This is a genomic window from Draconibacterium sp. IB214405, assembly GCF_033963885.1.
Taxonomy (GTDB): Bacteria; Bacteroidota; Bacteroidia; order Bacteroidales; family Prolixibacteraceae; genus Draconibacterium.
On the sequence record NZ_JAXBMA010000004.1, the window covers coordinates 803,324 to 821,861 of the forward strand.

Below are 18,538 nucleotides of genomic sequence, written 5' to 3' on the forward strand. Positions count from 1 at the left end.
TCCATTAGCTGCATTAAAAGTTTATTTCCAATCCAAATATATACTTGCGCGTAACCGGATACAACGTTCCGCCATACCCTCCAATTCCCACTTCCGGATCCATTCCGGAAAATCCTGTTACAGTCCAGAGGTTTTCACCGGTTAGTCTTAGCTCTGCACTGTTAATCCCCATTTTTTGAATAAATGAGCTCTGCACTGCATACGATAAACTCAGGTAATTCAAGCGCAGATAGCTGCCGTCTTCCAAATAACGCGACGATGGTTTGTTCGACAATTTATTGCCCAACAACACCGGTTTGGGATGTGTTGCCACATCGCCCGGTTTTTCCCAACGACTCCAACCGTCGGCTAAACGCATAGCGTTGTAAGTTGGATATGCACCGTCGTTATCGAGCAACTCGCGCAATTCGTGGTAGATTTTATTGCCCCAAACAAAGTTAAAGTTGGCATCGAGTTTAAACTGTTTGTAAGCGAACGTATTCATAAATCCACCAAAAAATTTGGGCGACGAACTCCCCATGTTTTGTAAGGTCGCCGCACTGTAATTCGATGTCTTTTCAATAATTTTCGAACCATCTTCGGCAATGGTAACTTTTTCCCATAAAGGATTACCGTTCGAGGCATCAACACCGGCCCATTTTCGCAAATACCAGGTATTGATGTCCCAGCCCTCGCGAATGATTTTATCGCCTTTCGAAATGTCTTTTCCGTCGTTCAGCTGTAATACTTTGTTTTTATTAAAACTCATATTCAGGCTGGTGTTCCATTTAAATGGCGACAACTTTGCAATTTCGGCATCGAGGCTAAATTCTACCCCGCGGTTTTGTATAGATCCCACATTGTCGGTGTACCAGTAAAAACCGGTTACCAGCGGAAGAGGAACATCTTGTAATAGGTTTTCAGTCTTTTTATCGTAGGCATCCAGCGTTAGTGTTATCCGGTCGAATAATCGTGTATCGATCCCGAAGTTGAAGTTTTTGTTCGACTCCCAGGTTAGATCGGGATTGGGTAACCTGCGCGGAAATCCTCCGGGTTCACCATTGTATTGAACCGTCATGATATACAGTCCCAACGCCACATAATCCGATATATTGGCATTTCCAACCGAACCGTAACTCAGTCGTACTTTCAGATTGTCGACAAAACCTAAGGTCTGCATAAAGTCCTCTTTGGTAACCACCCAGGAAGTTCCGATAGAGTAAAAATCCCCAAAACGTTGATTGGATCCAAACCGCGATGAACCGTCGCGACGATAGGAAAGTTGAACCATGTATTTGTTGTTGTACACGTATTGTGCATTCGAGAGTAACGACAGAAAAGCAGATTCTGATTTTACTCCTCCTATAGATTTTGGTTCTGAGGCGCCATTCATAATTTCAAGCGACGGGTAAATTCCTTTTCCTTCGCCACTCAACCCATCGGAATACGAATGAGAATATTCGTAAGCCATAACACCAAACACCGAATGACTGTTATAATCCTTTTTAAATCGGAAAACGTTACTGGTTGACAAATCGCGCACAAACCTGTACTCGTTAAACAGAACTCCCGAATCGGCCTGTCCGTCAGGAGTGCGCGAATCGTCCAATGACTCAAATCTCGATGTTCTTGTTTTTATCCGGTTATTCGAAACAAAAGTCAGCCAGTCGGTAAGTTTATATTCAACCCCCAAATCGGTCATGTAATGGGTACTTCGGTTTTTGCTATAGTTGTATTGCCGGGCGTAGAGCGGGTTCCACTGGCTTCGTCCGTACCATTTTTCGCCATCAATTTCAGACCGCCCGACTTTTATTGTACCATCATCAAAATATGGATTATCCCACGGAAGCAGAATATATGAACCATACACCAAATCGTTTTCGTTGTTAAAACTATTCTGGAAAATCCCCTCTCCCTTTAACATCAGTTTTACTTTTTCCGATGCTTTATAATCGAGATTTATCCGGCCTGAGAATTTTTCCCATTTATGACCACGTGCAGCTCCCTTTTCGTTAAAATAACCGAGGCTGGTATACACCATTGTGCGGTCGTTGCCCCCGCTGTACGATAAATTATAATCGTGTACAATTCCATTCTGAAAAGCGATATCCTGCCAGTCGACGCCGTTTAGTACACCTTCAGAATCGGCTGCAGGAAATTGGCCGGGAAGTATATTTCCGTCCATCGACATTACGTAATCGTACAACTCCTGCCCGTTCATCAGGTTTAAATTACCGTGATTAACCTGCGATACTCCGGTGCTTGTTTTTAAGTTGAACGTTGAGCTGTTTATTTTCCCGGTTTTTGTACGAACCAGGATTATTCCGTTTGAAGCCCGTGAACCATAAAGTGCAGCGGCAGCGGCATCTTTTAACACCGATACCGACTCAATATCGTTCGGATTAATATCGGGCGAACTGGTTCCGAAAATAACTCCGTCGACTACCCAAAGCGGTTCATTTGTATAGTTTATCGACCCCTCGCCACGAATTCGTAATGCCGGTTTTTCGCCCGGCGTTCCTGAAGAACTGGACACGAGCAACCCGGTTGCTTCGCCTTTTAACTGGTTTAGCAGGAATGGGCTGGCAACAGTCATTAACTTATCTTTGTTTATTGCCTGAACCGAACCGGTGAGTGTAGATACATTTTGTGTACCGTAAGCAACAACAACTACTTCGTCGATATTTCGGCTCGATTCCATCATGGTAATCGTTAAAAACTCCTGTTCGGAATAAGTCACGGTTTGGCTTTCCATGCCAATAAATGAGAAATCGATAATTGGTTGTGCTTTGGCCGTATAAAGGTTAAATTTACCTTGAGAATTGCTTACCGTACCCGAAAAAGTTCCCCGGATAAGAACGGAGACCCCGGGAAGCGGCAAACCGGATTTGTCGACTACTTTTCCGCTGATAGCCGTTTTATTTCCATTAGCAGAAAAACCATCGACAGGATAAAGAATAACCATCTGATTTTGGATGGTAAAATCCACTGCCTGATCTTCGAATAGCAGTTCTACCACTTCATCTATCCTTTTATTTTGAATGTTTAGATCCACTTTTCGTTCAACATCCATTAAATTGTTGTTGTATAAAAAGTAATACTGATTTTGAATTTCGATTTCCTGCAAAACTTCCTTAATGCTTACATTAAACAGGTTTAGGTTAATACGCGGATTCTGCGAATTAACCTTATTCGAAATTAATGAGAGGGCTAGTAATGATGTAAAAAAAATTACCAGTTTCATAATCTAAATCACTTTAATAAAATTGGAATCAACAGGAAATTCCTGTCAATCTTCTTTTTTTATTATTTTTGACGTGAATTAGATTCAAACAAAATTTTTGCCTGAGGACAAGTCAGGTGAAATTCGCACAGGGAAGAGCTCAAATCTTCCCTGTGTTCCTTTTTGAAAAACTTAAAAACTATTTCTATCTATTATTGCGCTCCTTTATAATGATTTTTCGTTTTGAATAAATACCATCCTCATTTTTGGTTGCCGGAGTTATGGAGTAGTTTATCGGAGATGAAATACTTAGCCAATTTAATATCTGTTCCAATGGCTCATCGATAAATGTTGCTGTAAAAATCAATTCATTTAATTCGTTATCAGCAACTTCAATATCAACGTTGTACCAGTTTTCCAGTTTTTGTACTACCGTTTCAATTCCATCTTCAAAAAATACAATCCTTCCATCTTTCCAGGCATTGTACTTATTCAAACTCTTCTCTTTATGAATTACGATATCGTTTTGTTTGTTGTTGTAAACCGCCACTTCGTTGGGCACCAGCGAAACCAATGCATCCTCCTCGGCAGCCAAACCTGCTTTGTGCAGACTAACCTTCCCCTCTTTTAGCGCAACCGTTAGATTTTCCGAACCGGTATACGCCGAAACATTAAAAGCTGTTCCTAGTACCTTTATATCGAGGGCCGATGTTTCTACAATAAATGGTTTCTCAGCATTTTTTGTGACTTCGAAAAAAGCCTCGCCCACCAACTCTATCCGTCTTTCGTCCATATTATTGAAAGAGTTTGGATAGTGGATATGGCTACCTGAGTTTAACCACACTTTTGTACCGTCTGCCAATTCGAATTCGGTTTGTGTGCCAAATGCCGTTGAAATATCCTGGTAAACCACGTGCTCTTTTTCAGGCTTCGAAAAATAGGTATACAAACCTGAAATTGTAATAGAAACTAATAACACAGCGGCAACCTGTCTTGCAATGATCAACCAACGTTTTTTCGAATCGGTAAACGAAATTTGCTCTTTCGTTTTTAACAACGAGGCCTCCACATCGATGGAATCACCAACAACCAATTCTTCAGATTTCTTCCACAATTGCTGGTATGCCTCATACTCTCCGGCATTCTCCTCCGATTCGGAAATCCATTTGTCGAGTTGCGATTTCTCTTCCTCACTCAATCCGCCAAAAACAGATTTCGAAAGAAGATTTTCAATATTTGTATTTGTATTGGTCATTAATTAAAGTTGTATTCCACATATGTAAGACGTGTCGAAACTACACAAACCCTACATTCAAAATGGAATTTATTATAGCTTAAGCAATTATAAATTTTTGGGCAATCTATAATTGCCCAAAAATATAATTCTTAATCAGAACATATGCCCTTGCGGGTATTTTTTCCGGTCCTGTTTACTCTACTTTTAGTTGTCCTTCTGAGTTGGCATTACGAAGATTGTGCACTTTTGTTGTGCCACCACCTTTTAGCGTTAACTCAACAGGTTTGTTTGTTTTCCATGCACCGCGAGTGAAATCAGGAACGTCAATTGGTTTCGAACCGTTTGCAATCGACCACTCACTTAATGGCGTAATACACGACCATGTTGCAGCATCATAAACATCCATATCCATTGGCAAACCGTTACGCAAACAATCGATCAAACGCCAGTCCATTAAGAAGTCCATTCCTCCGTGACCACCAACTTGTTTTGCCATGGTACCGATACGTTTTACAATTTCAGGCGTATATTTTTCTTCCAGCTCCTTCATTTTTGCATCGTCGGCTACATTATGACCAAACGCAATGTGTTGTAAAGGCCATTTCTGAGCAAAACATTTTGTACCACTTAACATGTGAATACGCGAATACGGGCGTGGAGATGAAATATCGTGCTGAATCATAATGGTACGTCCTTTTACGGTACGAATCATTTGCATATCCATATTACCACGCATTTCAACACCAACAAACTGCTGTAAGTCCGGACGATCGGGCGCTAATTCTTTTATGCGGTTTTTTAAAGTAAAATCGTCAGAAATCATTGCCGTAAGGTAATCCAAACGATCGCCACGGTTAATATCCATTGCCTGACAAATTGGGCCTAAACCATGCGTTGGATAAACATTTGCTTTACGTGTATTTTCGTGTAAACGCCATAATTTATCGTAAGCTCCATCGCCACGAGGTTTATCGTCTTGTGGTTTATTAAAGTGCCAGTAATCCAGATCATGAATGTATGCACCTTCGCCATGCACCAGGTCACCAAATACCCCCTGGCGCGCCATGTTTAAGGTTAAGAGTTCAAAGAAATCGTAACAACAATTTTCAAGAATTACACAGTGCTTTTTGGTTTGTTCCGAAACCTCAACCATTTCCCAACATTCGTCCATGGTTTTAGCGGTAGAAACTTCTACAGCGGCATGACTACCACCACGCATTGCTGCCAGTGCAACAGGTACGTGCCACTCCCACGGAGTTGCAATATAAACCAGATCAACCAGTCCGCTTTCGCACAATGCTTTAAACGCGGTATCGCTTCCGGTAAATTCTTTTGCTTTCGGGAAACCCGATTTTGCCAACGAAGCCTGTGCTCCGTCAATCGCAGCCTGACGTGTATCGCAAAGGGCAGTAACTTCAACTCCATCGATAAAACCCATACGGTCTACTGCTCCGATACCTCTGTCGCCGATACCAACAAAGCCAATTCGTACTTTATCCAATTTTGGTGCAGCATAGCCACACATGTTAAAATTCATGGCAGGAACACGTTCAGCCGATTTGCGGATAAATTTCACCTGTTCCTTTTCAGTAACACCAGCCGACGCCATCAGCGGAGTACTGGCAACAACACCTGCTCCAAGTCCAATATTTCTTAAAAACGTTCTACGATTTGTACTCATTTTATTCGTTATTTAGTATTCGTTTATCTGTTTTGATTTATTGACGAATAATTCGGTCGATTACCCTACACTAAAATGCAGAATATCTTGATTCAAAACTGTTGGAGAGAAAAGTAAATATCTGTCTCGTTTGTGTAGTAAAGTAATATTCATTTTCCAGTTATCGGCTTCTAAAAGCCTTAATCCTTCAGCTCAATATAAATTTACACCGTTTTATAATACTTCATTTCTATTCACAATTTTCGGATTATACATGGTAATTATTTCAGTTGTACTATTCTTTGTTAACAAGTTCGTAATCCGGATTTGGATAAGGCATTTGTGCATCAACTTCATTTCTCCACTGATGCAATAGATTTTTTAGCTCAATAGTTTTTTCAGGAAACTTAGCCGACAGATCGTTTTTTTCACTAATATCGTTTTCCAGATTATACAGTTCAAGGTGCATGTCTTCGTAGAATTCGATGAGCTTGTATTTCCCAAGTCGAATAGCTCCCGACGGCCTTCCTCCCAAGCCGCCGCTATAGTGCGGATAATGCCAGAAAATCGGACGTTCAGCAATGGATTCATTTTCCAGCAAAGGTTTTAATGAAACGCCATCCTTGTGTTGTTCAGTGTTCATCGATAATCCGGCAAGATCGAGCAAGGTTGGATACAAATCGACTCCGGTGACCGGTGTACTATTGCTACCACTTTGAATTTTCGAAGGCCAGCGAATAAGCAAAGGTTCGCGAATTCCCCCATCATACAGAAAACCTTTTCCTGCCCTGAGCGGCGCATTCGTAGTTGGGATCAAATCCTTGTTTGTATTGCTGGCCATTCCACCATTGTCGCTGGTAAAAACCACTATTGTATTTTCGGCCAGCCCAAGTTCGTCGAGTACATCGAGAACACGTCCTACATTTTCATCCATGCTTTCAACCATTGCTGCATATCTTGGCATGTTTTGAATGTTTTTAAACCAGGTTTTTCCTTCGTTGAAACTTTCTTCATCGCTGTAATTCATTTCAGCAAGTTTGTCTTGGTATTTTTTTACTTTTTCGGGTTTGGCCTGCAACGGGAGATGAACGGTGTAATAGGATAGATATGCAAAAAAGGTAGAATCTTTATGTTGCCTGATAAATTGAATGACTTCATCGGTCAAACGATCAGTTAAATATTCCCCTTCGTAACCATCTTCAATTTGAGGATTTTTATAGGGAGAGAAATACCCACCTGCCGGATGACCTGTTTTATTTCCTGCAATATTTATGTCGAATCCCTGCTGATCAGGATAGTATTTCTCCTCTTCTCCCAAGTGCCATTTCCCGGCAAACATGGTTTTATATCCTGCATCTTTCAGTGCTTCAGCAAGTGTATATTCTTCCAGGTCGAGTTGCAGTTTAAACGGATGCGAAGCCAATTTCTGATCTTTGTGCGGCCCCCATTGCCGGTTGCCCGGAATATAGTCAGTCAGATCGAGCCGTGCCGGATATTTCCCACTCATTATTGCAGCCCTCGACGGAGAGCATACCGGACAAGCTGCATAAGCATCGGTAAATACCATTCCTTCAGTTGCCAGTTTGTCAACATTGGGAGTTTCGTGATATTTACTGCCGGTATAACCCAAATCAGCCCATCCTAAATCGTCTACTAAAATGAAAAGAATGTTGGGCTTTTCCACTTCCGACTTACTCTTACAGGCGGTTAATACAAACAAAACAGAAATGTAAAACAACAAACTACTCTTCAAACTCATACTCAGTATATTATACAGTATCTCTTTAATTGTCAATTCTCAATATAAAAAGCTGAAAACGCTGCAATTTGCGGCTCTGCTCTCGATTCGCTAATTTTTAACCTCAGTTCCTTCACTTCCATCTCATCAAAAAGATGAATAAACTTGTGTCCGATACAAGAACCTTCAAAAATGGTTTGCCAGCCTTTGTTCGTTTTTCCTTCCAACACAAATTTTCGCACACGTTCGCCCGATTCAATATTTTCAGCCATTACAACCTGATTCACTTTTTGGCCTTTATTCAGTTTAAGGGTGAATTTAGTACCAACACCAGCGGTCGTTGCCAGTTGATTTGCAAACCGGCTTTTGATCTCATCGCCCAGTTCTTTTAGGCGTTTTACATCGGATTCAGGCAGCAAGCCATCAGCATCAGGAGTTAAACCCAAAATTAACGAGCTGTTATGCCCCACCGAATTGTAATACATGTTCACCAGTTTATCTAAAGGATAGACTGCATCATCATCGCCGGGTTCCCAAAACCATTCGTGCCGACCATTATAACCACGTAGCGGCGCATCGCTCATGGCGGGCATATAATACGCCCCATTTGGGTCGCCTTCTTTTAAAAGTTGAAAGTTATTCTTAAAAATTATTTCCTGGTTGGTGGAGTGCGAATAATGATAAGGATAGGTTCCCCAACTTGGATAAGGAACTGTTCCGCTTTCGCTTCCTCCCCAACGTATGTCGGCACGTTGCGTGTTGTGATAAAATATACAATTCTTCTGGTGTTTTTCGAAAATACCCAAAACATCGGGACCGCCCTTTTCGGGGCCGTGTGCACCACCATCAAACCAAACGATAGCCAAATCGCCGTATCGCGACATCAGTTCTTCGGTCATTCCCTCGCAAATACTGTTGTAATATTTTTGTCTGTTTTCGGCAAAAGCACCTTCGCCGCTCACTTTAAAATCGTAAACACCCAAAAACGAATTCCAGCGAATACCGATATAAATTCCAGGCAACACATCGTATTTCCGGCACGATTCAACAAAATCCTTTACAATATCTCCTTTGCCATCTCTCCATTTTACAGCTTTCAGGCTGTATGGATTTACATCGCTCTGGTAAAGGGCGAAACCGGTTTCGTGCGTTGCTGTTAAAATTGCGATTTTACAACCGGCATCCTTTGCAGCTTTTATCCACTGATCGGTATCCAGCTTTTTGGGATTGAAAATGTTATAATCGGGCACGGGAGTAATCCGGTTTTCGCGCTGCACATATTTCTTTCCATCAAACACGTGCAGATCGTAATGAAAAACAGCCACCATCTCGGCATTCTGCCAGTTAACTTGGGCTTGTGTTGGCACAGGTATTTCACTGCTTTCTCTGGGTAATTTCTGACTCACAGCATTTGATAAAAACAATACAACAAATGAAAGCGTCAAAACAATATAGGTTGCAATATTCTTCATAATCAAATATTAATCTAATGTATAAATGTGTACTCTTTTTAAGTGAAGTGCATCTTCCGCATTCGCTTTTAGCACTACCTTTACATACCGTGCTTCCACCCCGGGAAGCTGAATTCCGGCATTAAACTGAGCCACCGGAACTTCCCACTGAGTGAATGCCTTATTATGCTTCTCAATTGATTGCCAGGTTCTTCCATCCTCAGAAATCAATACTTCAAAAGTACCCGGATTTCCAGTGTAATGTTTATCATTGTACAAGTCTACAACGGTTACCGAATACAATTTTCCCAAATCGATTATGGCATACGGTTCTTTTTCTGCTTTTGTATGAAAAGCGAAAGCACTGTTAAACAAGGTGTTTCCCAAAAGCAATTTATGATGCTCAGGATTGTCGAGAACTGATTGAGAACTGAGTTCCAGTTTTATATTTTCGGTGAGTTGTTTACCATACAACGGATCATCAAACCTCGATTTCGATCGCTTTTCGGTCACCATTCCATCGATTTCATTCTTGAACGTAAGTTCAACGATAACAGACTCAACATCCCTGTTTACATTCGTCAGGTTAATAAATACCTGCTTTTCATTTTGGCTGAAGCTGAGCTTTCCGCCGGTGAGTACTTTTGCAGATACAATTTTATTCTCAATTGCAGGTAATGAAAGCGTATCTCCTACTTCGCCGGTAATGTGTACAAACGCGGTTTTTCCACGCCAGGTGCTGCCTCCCCACTTTTCAGGATACCAGGGTCCGCCTTTGGTATTGTAAATGGTTTGTCCGTATTGTTTAAGCCAACCGCCCACTTCTTCCAGACGTTTAACCTGAACCGGATCGAATTCGCCATCCCATTTCGAGCCCCAACTCAACAACATATTTCCGTTACCACAAGCAGTTGCCGTTAGCATTTCAACGATTTTCTTTTTCGATTTTGTGGGTGTGTCCGACCACGACCACGAACCACAAAGTGTTACACAACTTTCCCAGGGACGAAACTGGTACATCCCGATTTTTTGTTCAGGGGTGTCAAAATCTCCGGGAAGCGAAGCACGGTTATTGATGATAATCCCGGGCTGAAGTTCCCGAATCATTCGGGTTAGTTTTTCCGACTCCCACATATCCGAGGTGAACATACCTCCCCACCAGGTGGCATCGAACCAGAAAACATCTACTTTGCCATAATTTGTACAAAGTTCGCGCACCACATTAAACTGGTAATCGATGTATTTCTGATGACTGGGTCCCGGTTTTACTTCCTTCACTCCGGATTTTGGTCTGAAATAAGGGGCTTCGTCCATCTGGTCGATCAGTGCGGTGTCGACCGGTGCATAGTCGGGGTGATACCAGTCGCGCTGCGAATAGTAAATTCCGAATTTCATTCCCTCCTCATGACAGGCATCGGCAATTTCTTTTAAATAATCGCGCCCAAAGGGTGTGTTGGTCACCTTAAAATCGGAATATTGGGTGTCCCACATGTGAAAACCATCGTGGTGTTTGGCTATGGTAACGATGTATTTCATGCCGGCACGTTTGGCGATGTTCACCCATTCTTTGGCTTCGAAGTCTTCGAAAACAAATTTTTCCGGGTATTTCACCCACACCGAATCAGCAATCGGGCCATGCCCTTTATCGGGTGCTTTCCGGGTGTAACACATACCCCAGCTCAGGTCTTTGCCAATGTAGGTTGAAAGCCCAAAGTGAATAAACATGCCATAGCGGGCATCATTAAACCACTGCATTTCCTCCTCAGAAGCAAAATTACTGGCATCCCATTCTTCTTCCGAAAACATATGAAGATGGTTCCAGCGGGCTTTTTTATCCGTTGTGTCACCTTTTACTGACCATTGTGCATTGGCGAAATGTCCGCAACACAATGTGAGTAAAATAACCATGTTTATTATCTTCAGTCTTCTGTTCATCCATCTGTTATTTTAGTACTTGTATCAATTTTTGGGTAATTCCGTTTTTTTAAGAACCAAACAAGACGCCCCTCCTAAGCAATAAATTTCAATTTGCCGTGTTATCATTTTAATTTTTTTCAAAAGTAATAAAATGCGGGCAAAATTGATAAAAAAAGAGGGAGTACAATACCCCCTCTTTGCGAACTAAACTAAATCTATGCGAACGCTAAATGCGTAATAATTTTATCGAATCCTGATAAGTAATACATTATTCGGCCAGGATATTAAACTCAGCCCCACCGCCAAAATCTTGTCCGTTCTGTGAACTTAAACCGGTAAAGCGAATAAATCGCGCATTTACAGGCTTACTGAATAGTACGCGCTTCTCCTTTTTGTCGGCGGAGAAACCACCTTTATGTATAGGATCACCCCAGTCCTTTCCATCAATACTTATATGAATCGTATAGTCCTTTATATCCCCGTTTCGTCCACCGTCCTGACGAGGTAAGTATGAAAATCCCTTGATTGATTTGGCTTCACCACAGTCAAAGTCAACCCAATGAGGAAACTGTGCCACAGTTACTGAATACATGGTATGCCAGGTCGTTGAAGGATCTCCATCTACCAGGTTTTTAGCCGTAGTACTACTCCCAGGCTCTTCGCTACTGGTGAATACAACAGTGGTTTCAATTTTTTCGATTTTATTGAATTTCATTGTAATTTCCGAATCTTTGTTGCCTTTGTACCAAGCTTTAACAACTCCTCCATCACGCAACGAAATTGGCTCAGTATAATCCCCTACAGCACTACCGTTTATGGTATAACATAGTTTTGCATCCGCATTGCTTGAAGAAATTGTAACGACGCCGTTATCAGAGCGTGTAATGGCAATTGGAACTTCGCCTGAAGGCGCAACATTGGCAATTTTATCAAGGTTGGAACCTGCAGGACGAATGATAAAACCAAAATCATTATGACCTGCAAATGCCCGGTCATGTTCAAGCGGTCCACCCTGTCCACAACTGGCACCACCCAGACCCGAAACTTTGGTGTCGAGATGCAATGTTATATCACCTGCTTCGGGCAGTTCATAGATATGAGCTGAAGTTGCCATTTCCTGAGCAGTGTATGTAAGGGCGCTAACAGCCATATCGCCGGTCGCCACAAATACGGCACCGGTTGTATTACCAACACTATTACTGGTTAATGCACACCAGCGGGTTTCTTCGTGATTGGCCATGTCCTGCGGTTTCGGAAAGTTTACAAATTCGTCGCCAACAGTCGTTGTATATTTCTGAATATTTTGAGCTGTTTTTCGGTCGTTATAATTACCGATAGGGCCACGTCCATAATACGTAAAGTTTTCGTATTCTTTAGGGATGGTCATTGAGTAGCCCAGTCGCGGCAGTACAAAGTGTGGCTCATTTGATGTGATGCTCGATTGAAGTTCAACTGATCCATCCGGGTAAACGGTCCATATCTGGTTTGTTACAAAACGAAAATCGTTCTCTCCAAACTTAGTATCAATAAGTTCTTCAACCGTTATAACATTACCACTGGTACCTCCATGTTGCCGAGCGGCATTGGGAGCTTGAGAAACAACTGTAAAAGCCAATGTCGCAGTTCCATCATCATTGGTTCGGATTTTAGCATCAACCGCTTTGTGTTTCAGGTTATGCAGACCTTTTTCATACCAGCTGCGGTATCCCCACGTATCGTTATTTACGAAAGCACGAAATGCATCCAGCTTTGGTCCATTGCCATCAGCAATAACAGTATGACCATTGTAAACAAGCCCGTAAAGAGAACCGTCTTCAAGATTAAATTTGGCAGTAAAACCTTTACCCTGAATAATCTTAATGTTGTTCCCGGCATCGGCGAGCTCTAATTTATAAGCTCCCGCAGTACCGGCCACTTCGGCAATAGCTGGAACCGTGCTTTTTGTTTTCAGCAAGAACTGCTCTTCAGCCTGCACATAGTTTTTTTCCGCCCACGGCTGATCTTCTTTCAGAATAAACTGCAGTTTTACAAAGTATTCAGAACCGGCTTCAAAATCGCCAAAGTTATACGGAAGTGTTACGGTGCTTTTCGTCCGGGCAGCGATTGCTGAGAGCGCTAACTGACCATCCTGAACTTCAGTACCGTTTTCCCAGACCGACCATATCAACTCGTAATCAGCAAGCGATTTGAAGTAATATTTATTGAAGATTTCAAACGTGCCTTCTTCAATATCCAAAGCTTTCACACCAAAATGTTGGTATACTTTTTTCACTTCGTAATACTGAGGTTTCAGATCGCGTTCGGCAAAAAGTATCCCGTTCATTACAAACTGACCACTATTGGGTTTGTCGCCAAAATCGCCACCATAAGCCAGATAACGCGTACCATCGGGTCTGTAGTTATAAATAGCCTGGTCTACCCAGTCCCAGATTGCACCACCACAGAAAAAGTTAGTCGACTCAATGGCCTCCCAGTAATCAATAAGGTTACCACAGGCGTTACCCATTGAGTGGGCATATTCAGAGATGTGAAACGGGTATTTAATATCCATTTTACCGGTTACCGCATTTTGCATCCAACCGATAGAAGGATACTGGTTAGAGCCCATATCCACAATGCTGTTGTTGCGTTCGTATTGCACAGGACGTGACACATCGATTTTTTTCAGTGCATCATAAGCGTGAACAAAGTTTTTACCCGGACCGGCTTCGTTACCAAGCGACCAGATGACAATGGATGGATAGTTTTTATTCTGGTGTGTCATTTCAACCACACGACCAACATGGGCATTTTTCCACTCCGGCGGATGCGAAAGCGAGGCTTCACCATAATAATACTGATGCGATTCGATGTTGGCTTCGTCTTCCTGATAAATACCATATTTATCGCAAAGGTAGTACCAATAAGGAGCAGGAGGATAGTGTGAGTTTCGAACGTGATTAATATTGGCTCGTTTCATTAGCATCACTTCCTCTTGCATTTGCTCACGCGTCAGTGTATGTCCTGTTGCCGGATGTGTTTCGTGACGATTGACCCCTTTCAGTTTAACGGTCTTGCCATTGATATAGTAATAACGACCGGCCAAACCGAATTCATCATCTTTAGCTAAAGTATTTTTAATCACGACTTCACGGAAACCGGTGTAGGCCGAAACAGTCTCAATAACTTTGCCTTTATTATCTTTCAGTTCGGCAACCAAAGTATAACGATAAGGAAGTTCTGCTGACCATTGTTTTGGCGATTGTACCTGCATAACGGTTGTTGCACTTGTCTGTGCCCCACTCGTTACAATCGGAACCGAAGCTGTTGCCACAGTATTTTCAACACGTTCGTTATCATCTGAGTAAAGCTTATTGGCAAATAGTGAATAATCAACTTTATAACCTTTAGCTGCTTTTTTGCTAAAATTACGAATATCAACAGCAATCTTCAGTGAACCATCAACATAGTTATCATCCAATTCAGGCAGAACGAACAAGTCGCGGATCTGCACTTTGGGAGTCGAATACAATTGTACGGTACGGAAAATGCCGGGAAGGCGGAACATATCCTGTGCCTCCAGAAAAGAACCGTCAGAGTTACGGTACACTTCGGCGGCAATAACGTTTTTGCCTTTTATCAAATACCGACTGATATCGAACGTAGCTGCATTACGCGAATTTTTTGAGAAACCAACATATTTGCCATTGATCCACAGGTAGAAGAACGAGTCTACACCATCGAATTGAACGAAAACTTCACGTCCATCCCAATTTTCGGGAATTTCAAAATCGCGACGGTAGGATCCCACTTCATTCCGTGCCTCGTAAGTCACCCAATCTTTAGCCGGCTCACGCATAACACCACCTTTCCAGTCATCAACTTCTACACTGTGTTTGAAGATAACCGGCTGGTTACAATAAATGGGCGTGCCATATTTCTGGCCACCATCTTTACCCAGACCTACAATATTCCAGTTAGAAGGAACCGGAATTTCATCCCAGTTACTGACATCAGAATCGGGCTTGTAAAAATCAACAGGACGAAGCTCGGGACGTTTTACCCAGTTAAACTTCCAGTTACCATCAAGTGATTGCCAGTATTCTGAATTTTCGGGCAATACTTTTCGGGCACTTTTAACATCCTGGAAAGAGTAAAAAGTAGCACGTGGCTGTTCTTTGTTATGGGCAATATGTGATGGTGATTCCCACTCTTTTCCGGTAGGCGCATCCTTATCACCATAAGTGTAACCTTCCAGTTGCTCCTGAGCTGAACAATACAATGCTGCAAAACACGCAAACAATGCGATTGCTGTCTTCTTCATAAAATCTACTTAATTTTTTATTTGTCAGAAAACTGTAATCGAATTATTAAGCATTCATCAATATAATTACGACTACAGTTTCTCTGATCATCACTAACCTTTTTCTATGTGACTAATGCACATTTAACTGGCTGTCAGAATCTGCTTTTTTAAGATTACGCACACCTGTTGTACCTCCACCTTTTAAGGTCAATTCAACCGGCTTGTTGGTTCTCCATTTACCACGGGTAAAATCAGGAATATCAATTGGTTTGGAACCGTTGGCGATAGACCATTCACTTAGTGGGGTAATACAACTCCAGGCTGCTGCGTCGTATACATCCATATCCATCGGAAGGCCGTTGCGCAAACAGTCAATTAAACGCCAGTCCATCATAAAGTCCATACCGCCATGGCCACCAACCTGCCTGGCCATTTCACCAATTCGTTTAACAATTTCGGGTGTGTATTTCTCTTCTAATTCTTTCATTTTCGCGTCATCCGCCACATTGTGTCCAAAGGCGATGTGTTGCAAAGGCCACTTTTGAGCAAAACACTTGGTTCCGCTTAGCATATGAATACGTGAATACGGACGAGGAGAACTGATATCGTGCTGAATCATAATGGTACGTCCTTTAACAGTTCGGATCATCTGCATATCCATATTACCACGCATTTCTTTACCTACAAACTGTTGTAAATCGGGTCTGTCAGGAGCCAACTCCTTTATTCGATTAGCCAAAGTAAAATCATCAGAGATCATGGCAGTCAGGTAATCCATACGGTCGCCACGGTTGATATTCATCGCCTGGCAGATTGGCCCTAAGCCGTGTGTTGGATAAACATTCGCTTTGCGAGTGTTTTCATGCAAACGCCACAATTTATCGTAAGCGCCATCACCACGTGGTTTGTCATCTTGTGGTTTGTTAAAATGCCAGTAATCCAAATCGTGGATATAAGCACCTTCACCATGCACCAGATCACCAAAGGCTCCCTGACGCGCCATATTTAAAGTTAACAGCTCAAAGAAATCGTAACAGCAGTTCTCCAGAATCACACAGTGTTTCCTGGTCTGCTCCGATACTTCTACAATTTCCCAACATTCGTCCATGGTTTTAGCTGTTGACACCTCAACAGCCGCATGGCTACCGCCGCGCATCGCAGCCAAAGCTACCGGCACGTGCCATTCCCAGGGGGTAGCAATATAAACCAAGTCAACCAGCCCGCTATCACAAAGGGCTTTAAAAGCTGTATCGCTACCGGTAAACTCTTTTGCTTTTGGTAATCCGGCCTTAGCCAATGAAGCTTGTGCACCATCAATAGCAGCCTGACGTGTATCGCAAAGAGCGGTTACTTCCACGCCATCGATAAAACCCATACGGTCGACAGCGCCAATTCCTCTATCACCAATTCCTACAAAACCAATTCGTACTTTATCCAGTTTTGGGGCTGCATAACCACACATGTTAAATTCCATTGCAGGAACATGCTCGGCAGATTTGCGGATAAATTTAACCTCTTCCTTTGGACTAGTACTGCCCGATGCCATTAGCGGTGTAGTGGCGACAACTCCTGCGCCAATTCCTATATTCTTTAAAAATGATCTTCTATTTGTGGTCATAATATTGTTCTATTATTAATTTAGTTGTTTTCCTTCTTTAATTGCTAATTCAGCTTTTTCACTCAGTTTTAAAATCTTCTTCACTACATCAGTGTTTTCAGAAGCCACATCAATTGATTCACCCAAATCAGTATTCAGGTCGTACAAAAACACGTCGTTATTACCTTCCGGGTCATATTTCTGTTTAAATACCAGCTTCCAGTTCTGATAACGAACACTCATTAATCCGCCTCTGGCCCTGTAACCATAAATCGCTTCATGAGGAGAAACGGCTCCTTCTTCCTGTCTCATCAACGACTGAATATCTTTGCCATCGATAGGACGATCTGTAGGTATTTCAGCCCCGGTAATATTGGCAAATGTGGTGAACAAATCCATTGCTGTTATCGGTTCATCACAGGTAGTTCCCTGCGGAATCTGCCCCGGCCACGACATGATACATGATACCCGGATACCACCGTCATAGCGCTGCTGGTATTTGCCTTCACGCAGAACATGTGTGCGTTCCGGGTCGGTAAAGCCAAATTTGCCATAGCAGTTCTCCAGCTCTTCATCTCTGTAAATGAGAGGACCATTATCCGAGGAAAAAACAATGATGGTATTGTCTTCGATATTCAGACGCTTTAAAGTGTTCATGATGATGCCTACCGAACGATCTAAATATTCAACCGCATCGCCATAAGCAGCAGCCTTACTTCGCCCCTCAAAACCCTTAGGCACAAACCATGGCGTATGTGTCTCAATATTAGCATACTGTAGGTAAAAGGGTTTCTTATCTTCTTTTACCGAACGATAGATAAACTTACATGCCTCGCGGGTAAACAATGCCGGTAATTCAGCCAAATCATTGTTATCGCAGCGTTTGATAACCTGCGCCTGTTCGATTAATGGAATGGCCGGATCGCTTATGCCGTTAGGGCGCCAGCCACTATTGCCGATACGCTCAGGTCCATGATCATTGGGATAAGGAATACCTAAAAACTCGTCGAAACCATGTACACAAGGCAGGTACTGCGGCAAGTGCCCAAGGTGCCATTTTCCATAAAGACCTGTTTTGTAGCCCTGTTTCTTCAGCAACTCGGTTATAGTAACCTCCATTTCATCTTCCAAGCCTGTGGTTGAGTGAGGAAACAGTACATATAAACCTTCGCCTCCATTCACCCGTGGTGCGTACCGACCTGTTAGCAAGGCTGCTCGCGAAGGTGTGCAGGTTCCGTGCGGTGCATAAAAACTGGTGAATTTCATGCCCTTTTCAGCCAAAGCGTCAAGGTTGGGTGTTGAAATATCTTTTGAGCCAAAACAGCTCAGATCATCGAAAGCTACGTCGTCAGCCAAAATGTGAATAATATTAGGCTGCTTAACATTTGCCTGTTGGGCATAAAGTTGACCGCCGAATACGATAAATACGAAAAAGATCAGATGTTTCATAT

At 42.4% G+C, this 18,538-nt stretch carries 9 protein-coding genes; all 9 read right to left on the reverse strand.

The annotated features are described in order from the left end of the window. Positions 1-13: 13 nt before the first annotated feature. Positions 14-3,223 carry a SusC/RagA family TonB-linked outer membrane protein gene (locus tag SLH46_RS15915; RefSeq protein ID WP_320282198.1) on the reverse strand — a complete coding sequence of 1,070 codons (3,210 nt, stop codon included), beginning with the start codon at positions 3,221-3,223 and terminating at the stop codon, positions 14-16. A gap of 184 nt (positions 3,224-3,407) precedes the next feature. Further along, on the reverse strand, positions 3,408-4,457 hold the full coding sequence (locus tag SLH46_RS15920) for a FecR family protein (protein ID WP_320282199.1): 1,050 nt from the start codon (positions 4,455-4,457) through the stop codon (positions 3,408-3,410). A gap of 175 nt (positions 4,458-4,632) precedes the next feature. Beyond that, positions 4,633-6,120: a Gfo/Idh/MocA family protein gene (locus SLH46_RS15925; RefSeq protein WP_320282200.1), complete on the reverse strand. Its 1,488-nt coding sequence runs from the start codon at positions 6,118-6,120 to the stop codon at positions 4,633-4,635. 274 nt (positions 6,121-6,394) lie between these two features. Further along, positions 6,395-7,858, reverse strand: a complete 1,464-nt coding sequence (locus SLH46_RS15930; protein ID WP_320282201.1) for a sulfatase — start codon at positions 7,856-7,858, stop codon at positions 6,395-6,397. A gap of 32 nt (positions 7,859-7,890) precedes the next feature. Further along, entirely contained in the window at positions 7,891-9,309 is a 1,419-nt protein-coding gene (locus tag SLH46_RS15935) for an alpha-L-fucosidase (protein WP_320282202.1), read from the reverse strand. Between the two features lie 9 nt (positions 9,310-9,318). Beyond that, positions 9,319-11,223 carry an alpha-L-fucosidase gene (locus SLH46_RS15940; protein WP_320282203.1) on the reverse strand — a complete coding sequence of 635 codons (1,905 nt, stop codon included), beginning with the start codon at positions 11,221-11,223 and terminating at the stop codon, positions 9,319-9,321. 250 nt (positions 11,224-11,473) lie between these two features. Further along, positions 11,474-15,508, reverse strand: a complete 4,035-nt coding sequence (locus SLH46_RS15945) for a glycoside hydrolase family 2 TIM barrel-domain containing protein (RefSeq protein WP_320282204.1) — start codon at positions 15,506-15,508, stop codon at positions 11,474-11,476. Between the two features lie 112 nt (positions 15,509-15,620). Next, positions 15,621-17,108: a Gfo/Idh/MocA family protein gene (locus SLH46_RS15950; protein ID WP_320282205.1), complete on the reverse strand. Its 1,488-nt coding sequence runs from the start codon at positions 17,106-17,108 to the stop codon at positions 15,621-15,623. Positions 17,109-17,123: 15 nt separating this feature from the next. Then, the gene (locus SLH46_RS15955) at positions 17,124-18,536 is read right to left on the reverse strand and encodes a sulfatase family protein (protein WP_320282206.1); all 1,413 of its coding nucleotides are present in this window, start codon (positions 18,534-18,536) and stop codon (positions 17,124-17,126) included. Positions 18,537-18,538 lie beyond the last annotated feature (2 nt).